At 35.9% G+C, this 16,945-nt stretch carries 16 protein-coding genes; 13 read left to right on the top strand and 3 right to left on the bottom strand.

Annotated features, from left to right (window positions below; genetic code table 11):
• Window positions 1-20 precede the first annotated feature (20 nt).
• The 3 genes from CJF12_RS14720 to CJF12_RS14710 are packed head-to-tail and all read right to left on the bottom strand — an operon-like array spanning window position 21 to window position 1,907.
• On the bottom strand, window positions 21-470 hold the full coding sequence (locus CJF12_RS14720; protein ID WP_034681362.1) for a GNAT family N-acetyltransferase: 450 nt from the start codon (window positions 468-470) through the stop codon (window positions 21-23).
• Window positions 463-1,086 carry a ribosome biogenesis GTP-binding protein YihA/YsxC gene (gene yihA / locus CJF12_RS14715; protein ID WP_034681361.1) on the bottom strand — a complete coding sequence of 208 codons (624 nt, stop codon included), beginning with the start codon at window positions 1,084-1,086 and terminating at the stop codon, window positions 463-465. The genes CJF12_RS14720 and yihA overlap by 8 nt, the downstream gene beginning before the upstream one ends.
• 59 nt (window positions 1,087-1,145) lie before the next feature.
• A complete protein-coding gene (locus CJF12_RS14710; protein WP_034681360.1) occupies window positions 1,146-1,907 on the bottom strand; it encodes an alpha/beta fold hydrolase in 762 nt (253 codons plus the stop codon).
• Between the two features lie 272 nt (window positions 1,908-2,179).
• Between CJF12_RS14710 and mraZ the strand changes: the two genes are divergently transcribed.
• From mraZ to ftsA, 13 genes are all read left to right on the top strand, one after another.
• Window positions 2,180-2,638: a division/cell wall cluster transcriptional repressor MraZ gene (mraZ, locus tag CJF12_RS14705; RefSeq protein WP_034681357.1), complete on the top strand. Its 459-nt coding sequence runs from the start codon at window positions 2,180-2,182 to the stop codon at window positions 2,636-2,638.
• A 36-nt stretch (window positions 2,639-2,674) separates the two neighbouring features.
• Window positions 2,675-3,568 (top strand): 16S rRNA (cytosine(1402)-N(4))-methyltransferase RsmH, encoded by an 894-nt coding sequence (gene rsmH / locus CJF12_RS14700; RefSeq protein WP_034681355.1) that lies wholly within the window; start codon window positions 2,675-2,677, stop codon window positions 3,566-3,568.
• 80 nt (window positions 3,569-3,648) lie between these two features.
• A complete protein-coding gene (locus tag CJF12_RS14695) occupies window positions 3,649-4,014 on the top strand; it encodes an FtsL-like putative cell division protein (RefSeq protein ID WP_034681353.1) in 366 nt (121 codons plus the stop codon).
• Window positions 3,998-5,989 (top strand): penicillin-binding transpeptidase domain-containing protein, encoded by a 1,992-nt coding sequence (locus CJF12_RS14690; protein WP_034681351.1) that lies wholly within the window; start codon window positions 3,998-4,000, stop codon window positions 5,987-5,989. Before CJF12_RS14695 ends, CJF12_RS14690 begins: the two co-directional genes overlap by 17 nt.
• Before the next feature lie 20 nt (window positions 5,990-6,009).
• Complete coding sequence (locus tag CJF12_RS14685) at window positions 6,010-7,470, top strand: UDP-N-acetylmuramoyl-L-alanyl-D-glutamate--2,6-diaminopimelate ligase (RefSeq protein ID WP_034681348.1); 1,461 nt, start codon at window positions 6,010-6,012, stop codon at window positions 7,468-7,470.
• 100 nt (window positions 7,471-7,570) lie between these two features.
• Complete coding sequence (locus CJF12_RS14680) at window positions 7,571-7,900, top strand: four helix bundle protein (RefSeq protein WP_262485045.1); 330 nt, start codon at window positions 7,571-7,573, stop codon at window positions 7,898-7,900.
• Between the two features lie 47 nt (window positions 7,901-7,947).
• Window positions 7,948-9,189 (top strand): phospho-N-acetylmuramoyl-pentapeptide-transferase, encoded by a 1,242-nt coding sequence (gene mraY / locus CJF12_RS14675; protein ID WP_034681341.1) that lies wholly within the window; start codon window positions 7,948-7,950, stop codon window positions 9,187-9,189.
• An 88-nt stretch (window positions 9,190-9,277) separates the two neighbouring features.
• On the top strand, window positions 9,278-10,603 hold the full coding sequence (murD, locus tag CJF12_RS14670; RefSeq protein ID WP_034681340.1) for a UDP-N-acetylmuramoyl-L-alanine--D-glutamate ligase: 1,326 nt from the start codon (window positions 9,278-9,280) through the stop codon (window positions 10,601-10,603).
• Between the two features lie 74 nt (window positions 10,604-10,677).
• Window positions 10,678-11,916, top strand: coding sequence for an FtsW/RodA/SpoVE family cell cycle protein (locus tag CJF12_RS14665; protein ID WP_034681338.1), 1,239 nt, complete (start codon window positions 10,678-10,680; stop codon window positions 11,914-11,916).
• A 45-nt stretch (window positions 11,917-11,961) separates the two neighbouring features.
• Window positions 11,962-13,059 (top strand): undecaprenyldiphospho-muramoylpentapeptide beta-N-acetylglucosaminyltransferase, encoded by a 1,098-nt coding sequence (gene murG, locus CJF12_RS14660; protein WP_034681336.1) that lies wholly within the window; start codon window positions 11,962-11,964, stop codon window positions 13,057-13,059.
• Window positions 13,060-13,127: 68 nt separating this feature from the next.
• Window positions 13,128-14,489: a UDP-N-acetylmuramate--L-alanine ligase gene (murC, locus tag CJF12_RS14655; RefSeq protein ID WP_034681334.1), complete on the top strand. Its 1,362-nt coding sequence runs from the start codon at window positions 13,128-13,130 to the stop codon at window positions 14,487-14,489.
• An 84-nt stretch (window positions 14,490-14,573) separates the two neighbouring features.
• The gene (locus CJF12_RS14650) at window positions 14,574-15,530 is read left to right on the top strand and encodes a cell division protein FtsQ/DivIB (RefSeq protein WP_034681333.1); all 957 of its coding nucleotides are present in this window, start codon (window positions 14,574-14,576) and stop codon (window positions 15,528-15,530) included.
• A gap of 21 nt (window positions 15,531-15,551) precedes the next feature.
• Window positions 15,552-16,937 carry a cell division protein FtsA gene (gene ftsA, locus CJF12_RS14645; RefSeq protein WP_034681331.1) on the top strand — a complete coding sequence of 462 codons (1,386 nt, stop codon included), beginning with the start codon at window positions 15,552-15,554 and terminating at the stop codon, window positions 16,935-16,937.
• Window positions 16,938-16,945 lie beyond the last annotated feature (8 nt).

Below are 16,945 nucleotides of genomic sequence, written 5' to 3'. Positions count from 1 at the left end.
AAGATTTCCCTTCGCTTTTTTTATTTTCTGATCATTTCCGTGTGTGGAATATCGTCTTCTAAATATTTTTTCCCGGTGTCTACAAAACCAAACTCCGAATAGAATCTTAATAAGTAATCCTGTGCGGAAATTCTAATCTCTGAAGTATGAAACCTATTTTCTATTGTATCAACAGCATATCGTATCAGTTGTTTTCCTAAACTCTTCCCTCTTGCCAGTTCTGTTGTCAATACCCTTCCCAAAGAAGTTTCATCATACTTAACTCCTTTATTAAAGACCCTGCAATAAGCCAGAACCTGTCCGTTTTCTTCTGCCCAGATATGAATACCCTTCTGGTCATTATTATCCAGATCCGGGTACGGACAATTTTGTTCAATGACAAAAACATCAATACGGGCTTTCAGAATTTGGTACAATTCCGGAACCGTCAATTCATCGAAAGTCTTAATTTTCCAGATTATATTACTCATCGAAGGTTACGCTATTATTTTTTAAAAACTCGTTGGTTGTTTGGATGAAGTTCAGGATTTTATCTCCACCTTCTTTCTTTTCTGCCGAAGTAATATATAATTCTGGCAGATCTTCCCAAGTCTTATGAAGTTCTGTTTTGTAATCCTCAACATTTTTGATCACAACATTGGGCTTTAGCTTATCGGCTTTGGTAAAGACGATCGAAAAAGGTACACCACTCTCTCCACACCATTGGATGAATTCGAGATCTATTTTTTGTGGTGTATGTCTCGCATCTACTAAAACAAAAAGATTCACAAGGTTTCTTCTGTTAAGAATATAGTTGGTGATCAGCTTTTCAAATTCCTTTCTTTGAACTTTTGAAACCTTGGCATATCCATAACCTGGTAAGTCGGTAAGGTACCAACTCTCATTCACCAAAAAATGATTGATAAGCTGAGTCTTTCCCGGAGTCTGTGAAGTTTTCGCCAAATCTTTTTTATTAATCATTGCATTGATCAATGACGATTTTCCCACATTTGACCTTCCAATAAAAGCATATTCGGGAATATTCGGATCCGGGCATTCCTGCCATTTCCCGCTACTCTTTACAAAATCTGCTGTTTTAATAACCATTTTTGAATATTTTTTAGAAAAACAAACCATTAAGAAAGCTCTTAATGGTTTAAGTTAGTTTATACTTTATCTTTTAACCAGCTGTAAAGAATTTCATTAAATTCATCTGGTTTTTCCATCATTGCCGCGTGGCCGCATTTGTCGATCCAGAATAAATCTGAATTCGGAATAAATTTGTGCATATCCTCTGCAACTTCCGGCGGAGTAACATTATCCTGTTTTCCCCAGATCAGACAAGTTGGAGTTAAAATCTTAGGAAGATCATTCAGCATATTATGTTTGATGGCACTTCTTGCCAGCATTACTGTTTTTATCCCCTTCATTCTGTCATTCACCACACCAAAAACTTCATCTACTAAATCTTCCGTTGCTACTGCCGGATCATAGAAAACCTCTTCCGTTTTCTTTTTTATATAGAGTCGGTCGCTTTTTCTTGGAAAGCTGTCTCCGAATGTTCTCTCATATAAACCGGAGCTTCCGGTTAAAACAAGATTTTTAACCAGATCCGGCCTTGCCAAAGCTAATATAAGCCCGACATGACCACCCATAGAATTCCCGACAATCGTTACCGGCTCGGAAATATGGCTCTCTATAAACTTGATAATATATTTTGCTATAGTAGTAAGATTGGTATTGAGTACCGGCAAATCATAGATTGGCAATTGAGGCACATAGACCTTAAATCCTTTCTCTGAAAAAAAATTCACCATCTTATCGAAATTACTCAAACCACCCATTAACCCGTGCAACAGCACCAATGGATGTCCTTCTCCCGCCTCTACAAAGGTATATTTCTTTTCTTTTTTTGTACTAAATATCATAAAACGCCTTAATAAAGCCTTGCAAAAATACAAATTAAACCTCAAAAATATTTTGATATTCCTAATTTAAGATAAAAATAATATAATATTGGCCTTTTCTTCATTTTTTTTAACATCCTTTTTGTTATGGGCTAAATAGCACAGTTCACAACCCACAAAATATCAACAACTTATATTCTCAATCTTCAATCTTTGATAAAACTTATTAACATTAAGTCAAAAAGTGGGAAAAAGTGGGAAATTTTGGAAATAATTATATAAATTTGTCCCAAATGAAGAATTTCATTGGAACATATGAGTGTAAAATAGACGACAAAGGTCGCTTAAAAGTACCTGCATCGCTGATCAAGCAGATGGAGAACTTTGACGACAAAGCCTTTGTAGTCAAACGTTCCGTGTTTCAACCTTGTCTGGAAGTATACCCTATGAAAGCATGGGATAAACTAATGGACAAAATTAATAAACTAAACAGATTCATTAAAAAGAATGCTGATTTCATTAGAATGTTTACGGCAGGAGTAAAAACTGTAGAGTTGGATAATGCAGGAAGATTACAAATTTCAAAAGACCTCACTCTTTTCGCAAGTCTTCAAAAAGATATTGTGATAACAAGTGCCGGAGAACTTTTTGAAATTTGGGATAAAGAAGCTTATGAGAAAGTAATTTCTACCAACGAAGCTGATTTTGCCAGCCTTGCCGAAGATGTGATGGGCTCTTTCGATGAAGAATAATAACGCTGATTAAAAAGCGAAAACACAAATTAAAGCATGTATCATAATCCCGTTTTGTTGAAGCAGAGTGTTGATGATTTGGTGACGAATCCAGACGGAACATATGTGGACTGCACTTTTGGTGGCGGTGGCCATTCAAGAGAAATCCTGAGCAGACTTTCTGATAAAGGAAGACTTTTCAGTTTTGACCAGGACTTGGATGCTCTTAAAAACAATATCGATGATCCAAGATTCACTTTGATCAATCAGAATTTCAGATTCTTAGAAAACTCCTTATTGATGTATGGAGTTTCTCAGGTTGATGGAGTTCTTGCAGATCTTGGAGTATCATCACACCAATTCGATGAAGCTGAAAGAGGATTCTCCACAAGGAGTAATGCTCCTTTGGACATGAGAATGAATGTAATGCAGGGGCTCGACGCCAAAAGAGTAATCAACGATTATGAAGAAGAGCAACTAGCTGATATCTTTTACTATTATGGAGAGCTAAGAGAGGCTAGAAAACTGGCAAGAGATATTGTTCATCACAGGAAAAGCAAGACTATCGAAACTACAGAAGATCTGAAAAAACTATTCAGTTATCTTCCACCGCATAAGGTGAATAAATTTTATGCACAGCTTTTTCAGGCTATCAGAATTGAAGTCAACCAGGAGCTTGAAGTCTTGAAAGAAATGTTAGTACAGGCTTATCAGGTATTAAAACCAGAAGGAAGACTAGTCGTTATTTCTTATCATTCTTTAGAAGACAGACTGGTTAAAAGGTTTTTGAAAAATGGAATGTTTGAAGGGGAACCGACAAGAGATATCTACGGAAATTATAAAAAAGCATTCGAGCTGATCAAGAGTAAAGCAATCATTCCTGATGATAAGGAAATTGAAGAAAACTCAAGAGCAAGAAGTGCAAAAATGAGAACAGGAATAAAAGTATAGTTTTTGGCTGTCAGTTGATAGTAGCCAGTTTTAATTTAAAACAAGCAATCAGCAACAGACAACAAACGACAAACAACTAAATGGCAAAAAGAACAACAAACCGCCCACAGAAGAGATTAACTTTTATAGATATTATAAAAGGAAATTTCCTTAACCGGGATGAGATAAAAATACATTACAAGTATTTTTTACTGCTTTTTGTTCTGATGATGGCTATGATTTACAGCAACCATTTAGTCAATAAAAAAATTAGGATTGTTAACGCTTTAAAAGAAGAAACAGAAGAATATAAATCTAGAAACGCTTACGCACAAAGTAAGCTGATCAAAGTGAAAATGGAATCAGAGCTGGGAAAAGAAGTTGCACAGGATTCTTTAATGACTCTGGAAAACCATCCTCACAAACTGCTAATAAAATTGGATAGTACAGATGCAAAAGCAAAATGAATACGATAACAAACGTAAAAAAACGTTAAGGTGGGGCTACCTCTTCGCAGTGGTAGCTTTGTCCGTGTTTGTACTTTTTTTAGCGAGAATTGTTATTCTTCAAAATACTAATGTTCAGGAAATTAAGGACGACTATATTAATAAAAACTATCGTGAAGCCACTCTAAAAGCCGCACGAGGAAATTTATTTGCGTCAGACGGCTCTATCCTGGCAACTACGGTCATGCGCTACGATATCTACCTTGATTTTAAAACAATGAAGGATACGATCTATAGCAACAACATTGGCGCATTAACAGATTCTTTAAGTAAAATGTTCGGGAAACCAAGAAGTGAATTCAGACAAAAGTTTGACGAACAAAAAAGAAAGAAAAATCAATACTACACCCTCGTAAAAGGATTGGATTTTGACGAATATGACAGAGTCCGAAACTTTCCCATCTTTAACAGAGGGAAAAACAAAGGAGGTTTTATCGTAGATCGAAATTACAAAAGAGAGCTGGCTACTTCAGAAATTGGAGCAGGAACCATCGGAATGGATAACAGTGAATACAAATCCGGACTGGAGGGAGCTTTTTCTAAATATCTTACAGGAACAGATGGAAAAAGACTAGAACAGAGAATTAACTCTTCTCAATGGAAACCTATCGATTTCTGGAAGGTTCAGGAACCAATTGACGGAGAAGATGTATATACTACCTTAGATCTTAGAATTCAAGACATTGCGCACTCTGCTTTAGAGAAGCAGCTTGTTCATTTTGAGGCAAAACACGGGACTGTGATTGTTATGGAAGTTCAAACCGGAAAGGTTCGAGCTCTTGTTAACCTGAGAAGAACTGACTCGGGAGAATATGAAGATTCTTACAATTATGCTTTAAAAGATAATATTGAACCAGGATCCACATTCAAAACCATATCCCTTTTAGCTGCAATGGACGATGGCTTCATTGACGATAATACCACTGTAAACGTAGGAAACGGAGTATGGACCTATGCTAAGCAAAGAATTTCAGACGGTCATGGTGGGGGCACCTATGACATTAGTGATGTACTGGCAAAATCAAGCAACGTAGGAACAGCAAAACTGATTACAAAATATTATGCCGACAAACCGCAGATATTCCTTGATCACCTAAAGCGCTGGAAATTATTTGATAAAATGGATATCGAGCTGCCGGGAATCACAAAACCGAAAATCGTAACGCCACAAAACAAAAGATGGAACGCAGCAACACTCGCTTCTATATCTTTTGGATATTCTTCGAACATCAATTTATTACAATTAGCAACTTTCTATAACGGAGTTGCTAATAATGGTAAAATGCTTAAGCCTTTATTCATTGATAAAATCATGAAAGATGGAAAAGTGATGTACAATGCTAAGCCAGAGGTAATGGTAAATAAAATGGCTTCTGAAAAAGCTATTAAAATGATGACCAGTGCTCTGACCAAAGCTGTAGAAAAAGGAACGGGTAGAAGTATTTTTACGCCTAACCTTAAAATGGCAGGAAAAACAGGAACCGCGAGGTTTGAATATTGGCTTCCGGGACCCATGAAATACAGAGCTTCATTCGCAGGTTTTTATCCTGCAGATAATCCAAAGTATACCTGCTATGTGATGGTCAGTGAACCTAACACCTCAATTGGATTTTATGGAGGAGCCGTATCAGCTCCGGTGTTTAAGGAAATTGCAGGAAAGACCTTTTTGAAAACACCACAGAATATTGAAAAAGAAATGCTTGTTGATAAAAAAGTAGACCTTAATAAAATGGTTGAGCCTAACGTCAAAATAGCAGTAAACAATAAACAAATGCCCAACGTAGTTGGCTTGATCGGTAAAAATGTAATTCCTCAATTGGAAAACCTGGGGTACCGTGTAGACTATAAAGGAGTGGGAAGAATAAAAGAACAATTCCCATCGGAAGGTACAAATATCAGTAAAAACCAGAGAATATATTTATCTCTGCAGAATTAAAAATAATAAGCATCAAAGAAATGCAATTAATTGAATTATTAAATAGAATCCCCACCCTCGAAATCCACGGTGATACCACTCGTGAGGTTTCCGAATTGGTATTCGACAGCAGAAAGGTTACCGAAGGCTCTCTTTATATTGCAATGAGAGGCACAGTGGCAGATGGACATTCATTTATTGCATCTTCTATTGAAAAAGGAGCAAAAACTATTGTTTGTGAAGAATTCCCTGAACATCTTGAAGATACAATCACCTATGTAAAAGTGAAAGATTCTTCTAAAACACTGGGACATCTGGCTTCTAACTTCTATGGAAATCCATCACAGAAATTAAAACTAGTCGGAGTTACCGGAACTAACGGAAAAACGTCCGTATCCACTCTCCTTTTTGATGTTTTTAAAAATTTAGGATATGATTCTGCTTTACTCTCAACGGTAGAGATCAGAATTGGAGATGAAATCATTCCGGCAACCCATACCACTCCTGATGTGATTACTATCAATCAGATTTTGGCAAAAGCGGTTGAATCAGGTTGTGAATTTGCTTTTATGGAAGTAAGCTCCCACGGAATTTCCCAAAATAGAATAGAAGGTCTTCATTTCAAGGTGGCAGGATTCACCAACCTTACTCATGATCATCTGGATTACCATAAAACATTTGATGAGTATTTAAAAACGAAAAAAAGATTTTTTGATGAATTGCAGGATACTGCCATTGCCATCACGAATATCGATGACAAAAACGGTAACGTCATGCTTCAAAACACTAAGGCTTCAAAAAAGTCTTATGCATTGAAAACAATGGCAGATTACCATGGAAGAGCTTTAGAAATTGATTTCAATGGAATGCTCCTGAACTTCAATGGAAAAGAGTTCTGGACTACATTGACAGGGAGATTCAATGTATATAATTTATTGCTTGTTTTTGGAATTGCTTCTGAGTTAGGATTTGAGCAAAGCGAAATCCTTCAGGCTATCAGCATATTGAAAAGAGTTTCCGGAAGATTTGAAACTTTTAAATCCGACGGTGGCATTTTCTTCATTGTTGATTATGCCCATACTCCTGATGCTCTGGAAAACATTCTGGACAGTATTAATGATATCAGGACAAAAAATGAAAGGCTGATTACCGTTTTCGGTTGTGGAGGAGACAGAGATCACTCCAAACGGCCTGAAATGGGAAATATAGCAACTAAAAAATCAACGTTGGCTATCATCACTTCGGATAATCCGAGAACAGAAGATCCGGCACAGATTATAAAAGAAATTGAAGCCGGTGTTGAACCTCAAAACTTCAGCAAATACACTTCAATTCCGGATAGAAAGGAAGCGATCAAAATGGCGATCAAGTTTGCGGAACCTAAAGATATTGTTTTGGTAGCCGGAAAAGGACACGAAAACTATCAGGAAATTAATGGTGTAAAGCACCATTTTGACGATAAAGAAGTAATTAATGAGCTTTGGAAATTAATGAGCAAATAAAAAATTAATTTAAAAATTAAATCATTTAAAGATTTAAAAATTCAAAAAATGACAAAAAATTTCGAAGATTTTCGAAGATTTTCCAGTGTATATTAAAAGCTTGGATTTAATTGAAAAGATTTACACATTTCTTCGAAGTCAGGATTTAGAAAGAGAATTTGAATTTAATAACCAAATAAAAAGAGCCGGATTTTCAATATCAAATAATATTGCAGAAGGCTCAGAATATAATAATAACAGACAATTTATTAAATATTTAAAAATTGCAAAAGGCAGTTGTGCTGAAGTTAGAAGTATGATGATTGTAAGTAAAAGATTAAAATTAGGTGATGAAAATATCGCTGAGGAAGTAGTTAATCTATCAAGAGAAATCTCTTCTAATATTTCAAATTTTATTAAATATTTAACGGAGAATATTGAAAGACCATAAATCTTTAAATTCTTAAATAAATTAAATCTTTAAATTAAAAAAGGAACATGTTGTACTATTTATACGAATACCTTACCAACCATGGAATCCATATCCCGGGACTTGGAATGTTAAAATACATTTCTTTCCGTGCCGGAATGGCAGTCCTGTTGTCTTTAACGATCGCTCTTATTTATGGGAAAAGGATCATCAATTACCTGAGAGCAAAGCAAATGGGAGAGTTGGTTCGAGATCTTGGTTTAGATGGTCAAAAACAAAAAGAAGGAACCCCTACAATGGGAGGACTTATCATCATCATTGCTACAATGATTCCTGTGTTACTTTTTACAAGGATCACCAATATCTACATTGTACTGTTGATCATTTCTGTTTTATGGATGGGTGCCATCGGCTTTTTGGATGATTATTTAAAGAAGGTAAAGAAAAACAAAGATGGTTTAAGCGGTAAATTCAAAATTGTAGGACAAGTTGGATTAGGGTTAATTGTCGGAGTTACAATGTATTTTCACCCTGACATTACAGTAAAGAGAAAGTATGCGGACGCTAAAGTAGTAAACAGAAACAACGTGGAGCAGAATTTTATGCCTACAGAAAAAATCACTGTTTCTACCGTTCCTTTTGCAAAAAATAATGAATTTGATTACAGTGGAATATTGTTTTGGATGAATGATAAAGACGCTCACGAATGGGCATGGATTGTTTTCATTCCTATTGTTATTTTCATTGTAACCGCAGTTTCCAATGGAGCCAATATCACTGATGGGATTGACGGTCTTGCAGCAGGCACCAGCACGGTGATACTGCTTACCCTCGCCTTCTTTGCTTATATCTCAGGGAATATCATTTTTGCGGATTACCTTAATATCATGTTCCTGCCCAATATGGGAGAAACTACCATTTTCGTAGTCGCTATGGTTGGGGCAGTCATTGGATTCTTTTGGTACAATACTTATCCTGCACAGGTTTTTATGGGAGATACCGGAAGTTTGATGTTGGGAGGGGTAATCGCTGTTTTGGCTATTATCTTAAGAAAAGAATTGATGATTCCTGTTTTATGTGGAATCTTTTTAATAGAAAATGTATCTGTAATGCTACAGGTCATTGTTTTCAAATACAGAAAGAAAAAATATGGGTTGGAATATGCCCAAAATAATAGATTATTTAAAATGTCTCCATTACACCATCATTATCAGAAAGACGGTTTTCATGAAAGTAAAATTGTTAACAGAATGATTATCATAGGTGTAATGCTGGCGATTGTATGTCTGATCACATTGAAAATGAGATAAACTTTGTAAAAAGTAAAATGTATTGACGTATGAATGATTTATAAATACATGAATACAATGTACACCAATACAGAAATACAGAAAGAATATGAAAATAGTTGTTTTAGGAGGTGGAGAAAGTGGCTGTGGTGCTGCCTATTTAGCTAAAAAGAAGGGTTTGGAAGTGTTTCTTTCAGACAAAGGCACTATTAAAGATAACTATAAGCAGTTTCTCACGGAGAATAATATTGATTTTGAAGAAGGAAATCATGACGAAGAAAGAATATTAAATGCCGATTGGATTGTAAAGAGCCCGGGGATCCCGAAAAAAGCAGAGATCATCTATAAAATTCACCAGAAAGGTATCAGGCTTTCTTCTGAAATAGAATTTGCTTCGGAGTTTACCAATGCGAAAATTATAGCGATTACGGGAAGTAATGGAAAAACTACTACCACCTCATTGATCTACTATATCCTTAAAAATGACGGATTGAATGTAGGCTTGGGAGGAAACATCGGGTATAGTTTTGCAAAGCAGGTTGCTGATGAAAATCATGAATATTATGTTCTGGAAGTAAGTTCCTTCCAGTTGGATGATATCCAAAATTTCAGGCCCTATATTTCTTTATTATTGAATTTGTCACAGGATCACCTGGATCAGTACAATTACAATTATGAAGAATATGCATTAGCCAAATTCAGAATAGCTGAAAATCAGGAAAATGACAATTTTTTCATCTATAACAAAGATGACGAAATGAGTAAAAGTATTCTTGAAAAATTAGAAATAAAAGCAAAGATGATCCCTTTTTCTACAAAAGAAAAATTGTCAGAAGGAGGTTTTATAGACCGTGATTCGGTTGTGGTAAAACTTAAAGATAATTTCACCATGAAAATTGATGAGCTTTCTTTACTGGGAAACCACAATGTTGCTAACAGTCTGGCGGCTTCTATAGCGGGTAAAATACTGGATGTCAATAATGAGAGCATTAGAAATTCATTGATGACCTTTCAGGCAGTAGAGCACAGGCTTGAGTTTGTTTCTGAAATTGATGGAGTCAAATACATCAATGATAGCAAGGCGACCAATGTTAATGCAACCTACTACGCTTTAGAAAGTATGAAAGCCCCAACCGTTTGGATTGTTGGAGGACAGGATAAAGGAAACGATTACTCAGAAATTGAGGATCTGGTTAAAAGAAAAGTAAAAGCAATTGTCTGCTTAGGAATTGACAATCAGAAAATTATAGACTTCTTTAAAGATAAAAAAGAATATATATATGACACGTCCAGCATGGAAGAAGCAGTAAAAATATCAAAATCTATTGCCCAAAACGGAGATACAGTTTTATTATCTCCCTGCTGTGCAAGCTTTGATCTTTTCAAAAGCTATGAGGACAGAGGACATCAATTTAAAGAACAGGTATTAAAATAAATGTACAAAGTATTAATGTATTAACGGTTTAAATACATGAATACATTTTACATCAATACATGAATACAATAAATATGAACGAACAGGACACAGAAAGCAGATTTGAATTTCTAAAGGGCGATAAAGTACTTTGGATGGTCATTCTTGTGATCTCCATCTTCTCTATTTTCCCTGTATATTCTGCAAGTTCGAATCTGGAATATATTGTAAATAACGGGACCACAACAGGTCACGTTATCAAGCATATGTTCTTTGTAGTCTTAGGTTTGGGAATCATGAGACTCGTAGGAACTGTAAAATATGAATATATTGGAAAACTAAGCAGTATTTTGCTTGGTTTAATGATTATCTTATTGGTAGTCACTATGTTTACAGGACAAACCATTGATGGAGCCAGTGCTTCCAGATGGTTGAAAATTCCGGGGACACCCATCTCTTTTCAGCCCTCATCATTTGCTTTCTTAATGCTGATCATTTATTTGTGTAGATATTTAACCAAAAAGATAACAAGAGAAAGACTTCCGATAGAAAACATCATGTACATCTTCGGTCCTATTTTACTTGTGTTTGTATTGGTGGCTAAGGATAACGGCTCCACTGCATTAATGATCTTAATGGTCTCTGTGATTGTATTGGTCATAGGACAGCTTCATTGGAAATATATTGCAGGTTTTATTTCTGCATCATTTATATCGATCATATTATTTTTATTGATCGCATTAAATACCAATTTAATTGGCGGAAACAGGGTTCACACCTGGATGAGTCGTGTAGAAACATTTACCTCAAGTAAAGCAAAATCAGCAGATGTTGATGATGAAAGTGTCAAGGCAAAAAATTATCAGGTAATGCAGGCCAAGGCTGCTATTGTACATGGTGGAATTACAGGAATGGGACCAGGAAAAAGTGCTTTAAAGCAAATGCTTCCACAGTCAGCTTCCGACTTTATTTTTGCTGTAATCGTAGAAGAATACGGCTTTATAGGAGCGGCATTCCTCATTTGTTTGTATTTAATCATGGTAATCCGGATTGTAATGATAGCCAGTAAAATGCCCGCTTTTTTCGGGTCTTTGCTCGTTCTCAGTCTCGGCGTGATGATTTTCATACAGCTTTCTGTAAATATTGCTGTTGCCATCAATCTTATTCCGGTGACGGGACAACCGTTACCCTTAATAAGTTATGGAGGAACATCCATGTTGGTTACTTATTTACAATTAGGAATTATTTTAAATATCAGCTCACGGATTCAGATATATGATGAAGAAGGAATGGGCAAAAAACAAACTGTAGCAGAAATAAATGATATCGCTTAAGTCACTGACAACAAAATTGACAAAGCAATCTCAAAATTTATAAAAATGAGTAAAAAACTAAAAGTATTATTATCAGGTGGTGGAACAGGAGGGCATATCTTCCCGGCTATCGCTATTGCAGATGAAATCAAAAAAAGATTTTCTGATACAGAGTTTTTATTCATTGGCGCCAACGGAAAGATGGAAATGGAAAAAGTTCCTCAGGCAGGTTATAAAATTGAAGGAATTGATATAGCCGGAATTGACAGAGGCAACTTATTATCCAATTTAGGCCTTCCTTTTAAAATATTAAAAAGCTTATCCAGATCTAAAAAGATCATTAAAAGCTTTGCTCCGGATTTTGCTATAGGAACAGGAGGTTTTGCAAGTGGTCCGGCACTTTATGAAGCAAGCAAGATGGGAATTCCCATTTTTATTCAGGAACAGAATGCCCATGCAGGAGTGACAAATAAAATTCTAAGTAAAAAGGCAAAGGCTGTTTTTACTGCTTATCCTCAGGTGGAAGGCTTTCCTAATGAGAAAATAAAATTTCTGGGAAATCCCATTCGTGAAAACATTATTTCTGGAATGCAAGAAACACGTCAGGCGAAAGAAAAGATGGGATTGGATAAAGATAAACTCACCATACTTTCTGTAGGGGGGTCTTTAGGTTCCAGAACATTAAACAATGCATGGCGGGCTCATCTGGCAGAGATCATTAATAAAGACTATCAGCTTATCTGGCAAACCGGAAAACTGGATTATAAAGATATTATTGAGGAAACAAAGAATCATAAAAGCCCAAATATTCAGATTCTTGAATTTATAAAAGAAATGGAGACGGTTTATTCGGCAGCAGATGTCATTGTATCACGGGCTGGTGCCATTGCCATATCAGAATTGGCTGTTGCACAAAAACCTGTTTTATTGGTTCCTTTTCCTTTTGCGGCAGAGGATCATCAAACCAAAAATGCAATGAATCTGGTAGAAAAAGATGCAGCAAGAATGGTAAAAGATTCAGAAATGGAAGAAAAGTTCTGGACAACCCTGCTGGAAATATGTGACAGTGAAAATATAAGAAAAGAAATGTCCAAAAATCTGGAATATTTTGCAAAACCAAATGCTGCAAAAGAGATTGTGGACGAGATATTTAAGTTAATGTAAAAGTAGCATTGTAACATGTATTAACGAGTCATCAATACATTTTACATGAATACATCAATACAAAAGAAATGAACATTTTAAAAACATATCAAAATTTTTACTTCGTTGGAATCGGAGGCATCGGCATGAGTGCTCTGGCGCGTTATTTTAATGCATCAGGTAAAAAAGTTTTGGGTTATGATAAAACCAACACCAAACTTACCCAACAGTTGATGAGTGAAGGAATTGATATTGTTTTTAATGATTGGGTTGACGAAAAAGTAACTTCTCTCCAAAAAGAGAATACATTGGTTATCTATACCCCTGCTATTAAAACTTTAGGGATATTAGACTATTTTAATCAAGCCCAGTTTGAAGTTTTGAAACGGGCAAAAGTTTTAGGGCTTATTACAGAAGACACAGAGTGTATTGCTGTTGCCGGAACTCATGGAAAAACCACTACTTCTACACTGGTATCCCATTTATGCAAAGAAGCAGATTTACCTTTTTCATGCTTTTTAGGAGGTATCTCTGAAAACTTCAAATCTAACTTTTTATATAATGGCTCCCAATATTCTGTAGTAGAAGCCGATGAATACGACAGAAGCTTTCTGAACCTTTCTCCGGATTGGGCAGTGGTAACCTCTACCGATGCGGACCATTTGGATATTTATGGAGATAAAGGTCATATTGAAGAAGGATTCCGTCAGTTTGCGGCTTTAGTTCCTGAAGACAAAAAACTATTTGTCAGAAAAGGAATAGATATCGGAAGAGCACACAAAACCTATGCTGTTAATGAAAAGGCTGATTACTACTCCGACAACCTTCGTATGGATTATGACAAAATCTATTTTGACTTCCATACTCCTACAGAAACAGTAAAAGATTTTGTTTGGGAAATTCCGGGAATCCACAATGTAGAAAATGCAACTGTCGCTTTGGCTATTCTCCACAATTTAGGAGTGGATTTTGAAACATTGAAAAAAGCGATTGCCAATTTCAAAGGAATTAAAAGAAGATATACAAAGCATATTTATAAAAACGGGAAAATATATATTGATGATTATGCCCACCACCCTACTGAAATCAATGCGGTTGTAGGCTCCATCAAAACTTTCTACCCGGATAAAAAATTATTGGTGGCATTTCAACCCCATTTATTTAGCAGAACTAGAGATTTTGCTGATGGTTTTGCTGAAAGCTTAAGCAATGCTGATGAATTGATCTTATTGGATATTTACCCTGCAAGAGAGCTACAGGAAAATTTTGAGGGAATCACATCAAAATGGTTATTAGAAAAAGTAACCTTAAATAAAAAAGAAGCATCAACATTAACTGAGGCATTTGAAAAAATAAAAGAAAAAGATTTTGATATACTGCTTACCGTTGGTGCCGGAAATATAGATACCCTATACGATCCGATTTGTGAATGGTTAAGTATTAAATTGTAAAAAAATAGTAATGTATTAAAGTATTAATGAATGTATGCCTTACAAAATCATCAATACATTGTACTCAATGCATGACAAAAAAATATGAAAAATAAATACAGAATATTAAAAATTGCTATCACAGTAATCATTCTTGGATTCCTGCTGAGTTTCTCGTTGAAGAAATTCAGTGGTCAGAAGATTACGGATAATAAGATTTCTGTAAAAATGAATGAAAAAACTCCGGTTTACTTTATCGATGAGAAAGACATCAGAGCTATTGTAAATAAGGAAAACCCATCAGGGAAGGTAGGAGACCTTAATATACCTGCTCTGGAAAAAAAGATTAATTCCCTGCCGGCTGTCGATAGTGCCAATGTATATTTAAACCTGAACGGAAAACTCAATTTGGATATCAAGCAAAGAGTTCCTGTTTTCAGATTAAATAAAGAAGGTAGAGATTTTTACGTAGATGAAAAAGGAGTAGAATTTCCTATTTCAAAAACCTATTCTCATCCTTGTATGCTGGTGACAGGTAATGTAAAGCCTGATGAATATAAAAAGCTGGCTGAGCTTGTGGAAAAAATCGATAAAGATGATTTCAGTAAAAGATATTTTATCGGAATTTCAAAAGATAAAGACGACTACAATCTACTCACCAGTGAAGCCAACTATAAGGTGGAAATTGGAGATTTAGATAATATTGAGCTTAAAGTAAAAGGTTTTAAGGCATTTGTTGAGAAATATCTTGTTTATCAGGATCCTCAGAAATACAATATGATTTCTGTAAAATACCAGAATCAGATTGTCACCACTTTAAACCCTCGCTTTAAGGAAAATGACAGTATTTTAAGTGCCGGACGGAAAGAATTAGCAAAAGTTCCACCGCCGGTATTAGCAAAGAAAACAGAAACTAAATTAAAACCTACAGAGGCAAAAAAGCAAAGCTCTAAGCCAAAGGAAAGTGCCAAACCAAAAACGACAACCCAACCAAAGGAAACCAAAAAGACATCTGAAAAAAAACCGGCAGTAAAGCCGAAAGCAAAAGTTAAAATAGAATAAAAATCAAATCGATATAAACAAATGGAAAATCAAGAGTATTCAGTAGGTCTGGACATCGGGACAACAAAGATAGTCGCGATTGTCGGAAGGAGGAATGCACACGGGAAAATAGAAGTTCTCGGTGTAGGAAAGGCCAAAAGTCTTGGAGTTCATAAGGGTATTGTGAATAATATTTCGCAGACCATTAATTCAATCAAGGCGGCTGTATCCGAAGCACAATCAAGTGCAGGAGTTCCTATCCACAAAGTTACGGTTGGTATTGCAGGAAAACACATTCGTTCATTGCAACACTCCGATTATATTATGCGTGAGCATCCGGACAAGTTTATTACGGATGACGACATCGAAGCACTGAAAGATCAGGTGAAAAAGCTGGTTATGCTGCCTGGAGAAGAAATTATTCATGTTCTTCCTCAGGAATATAAGGTGGATTCCGAAGGTGAAATTCAGGAACCGGTAGGAATGCATGGAAAACGCCTTGAGGCTAATTTTCATGTTGTCGTTGGACAAATGGGCAGTATCAGAAACATCGCAAGATGTGTAAGAGAGGCCGGACTTGAAATGGAAGCGCTTACTTTAGAGCCTTTAGCTTCTTCTGAAGCTGTTCTTACCAAAGAAGAAAAAGAAGCTGGTGTAGCTATCGTAGATATTGGTGGCGGAACCACAGATATTGCTATTTTTAAAGACAATATCATCCGTCATACCTGTGTAATCCCTTATGGTGGTGGAATCATTACCGAGGATATTAAAGAAGGCTGTTCAATTATCGAAAAACATGCAGAACAACTGAAAGTAAAATTCGGATCTGCAGTACCGGAGTTGGAAAAAGACAGTACTTTCGTTACCATTCCGGGGCTTCATGGAAGACCGGATAAAGAAATTTCTTTAAAGACCTTAGCCCAGATCATCAACGCCAGAGTAGAGGAAATCCTGGAAATGGTGAATACGGAACTGAAGGCTTACGGAGCTTTTGAACAAAAGAAAAAGCTAATTGCAGGAATTGTTCTTACAGGTGGGGGATCCAACCTGAAGCACCTGCGTCAACTAGCCAACTATACCACAGGTTTTGACAGCAGAATTGGTTTTGCCAACGAATATATCGCCAATGACAAAAACCAATACCTGAAAGGCCCTGAATTTGCAACTTCTATTGGATTACTCATGGAAAGTTTAAAAATCCGTGATAAAAAACAAGTAATCCTGGAAGAGGAAGAAGCGGTTCAGGAAAAAAGCCAACAGGAAATTACAGCCAATACTTCTGAAACGACAACAACTGCACAGCAGGTTACACAGGTTCAGGAACAGGAAGTTGTAAAAGAACAGCAGGAACATAAAAAAGCGGCAAGATTGACATTCGGACAGTCGCTTATGGAAAAAGTAAAAAAATTCTTTGAAGAAGTAGAATAAATTATAAA

Source organism: Chryseobacterium piperi (genome assembly GCF_002285635.2).
In the GTDB taxonomy this organism is placed as follows: domain Bacteria; phylum Bacteroidota; class Bacteroidia; order Flavobacteriales; family Weeksellaceae; genus Chryseobacterium; species Chryseobacterium piperi.
The sequence above is the reverse complement of the archived record's forward strand: the minus strand, read 5'-3'. Positions and strand labels throughout refer to the sequence as shown.

Coding starts and splice junctions, on each gene's coding strand:
- CJF12_RS14720 (WP_034681362.1), bottom strand. CDS start 470: ATGAGTAATATAATCTGGAAAATTAAGACTTTCGATGAATTGACGGTT.
- ftsA (WP_034681331.1), top strand. CDS start 15,552: ATGGAAAATCAAGAGTATTCAGTAGGTCTGGACATCGGGACAACAAAG.
- rsmH (WP_034681355.1), top strand. CDS start 2,675: ATGTATCATAATCCCGTTTTGTTGAAGCAGAGTGTTGATGATTTGGTG.
- CJF12_RS14685 (WP_034681348.1), top strand. CDS start 6,010: ATGCAATTAATTGAATTATTAAATAGAATCCCCACCCTCGAAATCCAC.
- CJF12_RS14690 (WP_034681351.1), top strand. CDS start 3,998: ATGCAAAAGCAAAATGAATACGATAACAAACGTAAAAAAACGTTAAGG.
- yihA (WP_034681361.1), bottom strand. CDS start 1,086: ATGGTTATTAAAACAGCAGATTTTGTAAAGAGTAGCGGGAAATGGCAG.
- murD (WP_034681340.1), top strand. CDS start 9,278: ATGAAAATAGTTGTTTTAGGAGGTGGAGAAAGTGGCTGTGGTGCTGCC.
- murG (WP_034681336.1), top strand. CDS start 11,962: ATGAGTAAAAAACTAAAAGTATTATTATCAGGTGGTGGAACAGGAGGG.
- CJF12_RS14710 (WP_034681360.1), bottom strand. CDS start 1,907: ATGATATTTAGTACAAAAAAAGAAAAGAAATATACCTTTGTAGAGGCG.
- mraY (WP_034681341.1), top strand. CDS start 7,948: ATGTTGTACTATTTATACGAATACCTTACCAACCATGGAATCCATATC.
- murC (WP_034681334.1), top strand. CDS start 13,128: ATGAACATTTTAAAAACATATCAAAATTTTTACTTCGTTGGAATCGGA.
- mraZ (WP_034681357.1), top strand. CDS start 2,180: ATGAAGAATTTCATTGGAACATATGAGTGTAAAATAGACGACAAAGGT.
- CJF12_RS14695 (WP_034681353.1), top strand. CDS start 3,649: ATGGCAAAAAGAACAACAAACCGCCCACAGAAGAGATTAACTTTTATA.
- CJF12_RS14665 (WP_034681338.1), top strand. CDS start 10,678: ATGAACGAACAGGACACAGAAAGCAGATTTGAATTTCTAAAGGGCGAT.
- CJF12_RS14650 (WP_034681333.1), top strand. CDS start 14,574: ATGAAAAATAAATACAGAATATTAAAAATTGCTATCACAGTAATCATT.